General features: G+C 70.9%; 1 protein-coding gene. It reads left to right on the top strand.

Annotated elements, in window-relative coordinates; genetic code table 11:
- A partial coding sequence (locus tag PU704_RS19920; protein WP_277552883.1) for an ISL3 family transposase occupies positions 1-907 on the top strand: 907 nt, incomplete at both ends.

Below are 907 nucleotides of genomic sequence, written 5' to 3'. Positions count from 1 at the left end.
GTGCCGTCCCGGTGCGGCTGCGGTGGCGGCAACGTACCTGGCGGTGCCCAGAGCCGGAGTGCCCGCGCGGGATGTTCGTCGAGCAGGTCCCGGAGCTGGTGGCCGAGCGAGGGACGATCACCACCCGCGCCGTGGCCTGGGCGATCGGCCAACTGCGTCGGGAGCACGCCACCATCGCCGGCCTGGCCCGGCAGTTCGGCACCGCGTGGCGGGCCGTTTGGGGCGCGATCAGGCCCGAGTTGGAACGGATGGCCGCCGATCAGTCCCGCTTCGAGGCCGTGGACTCCCTGGGGGTCGATGAGCACATCTGGCATCACGTCGATCCCCGGAAGCGGGGCCCGAAGGAGTTGACCGGGATGGTCGACCTCTCCCGGGATGCCACGGGCAAGGTACGGGCCCGGCTGCTGGACCTGGTGCCGGGCCGGTCGAAGAAGGCCTACGCCGATTGGCTGGCCGAACGCTCCGAGTCGTTCCGGGCCGGGGTGCGGGTCGCCGCCCTGGACCCCTTCGCCGGATACAGGGGTGCGATCGAGGACCAGCTCGAGGACGCCGTGGCCGTGCTGGATGCCTTTCACGTCGTCAAGCTCGGAACCCAGGCCGTGGACGAGGTCCGCCGCCGTATCCAGCAGCAAACCATGGGCCGGCGAGGCCGTAAGGGCGATCCGCTGTACGGGATTCAGCGCACCCTGCGGGCCGGAGCCGAGCACCTCACCGACCGTCAGGCCAACCGGGTCACCAACGCCGTTCGTGCCGATCCGGCTCACGAAGAGGTCTACCTTGCCTGGCAGTGCGCCCAGGACCTCAGGGCTGCCTACAGGGCTGCCGACCTCGCCGAGGGCCGCAGGCTCGCTGAGAAGGTCCTGGCCACGTTCCACACCTGCCCGGTTCCGGAGATCGCACGGCTCGG

The sequence above is a fragment of the Kocuria oceani genome, assembly GCF_029524215.1.
In the GTDB taxonomy this organism is placed as follows: domain Bacteria; phylum Actinomycetota; class Actinomycetes; order Actinomycetales; family Micrococcaceae; genus Kocuria; species Kocuria oceani.
The sequence above is the reverse complement of the archived record's forward strand: the minus strand, read 5'-3'. Positions and strand labels throughout refer to the sequence as shown.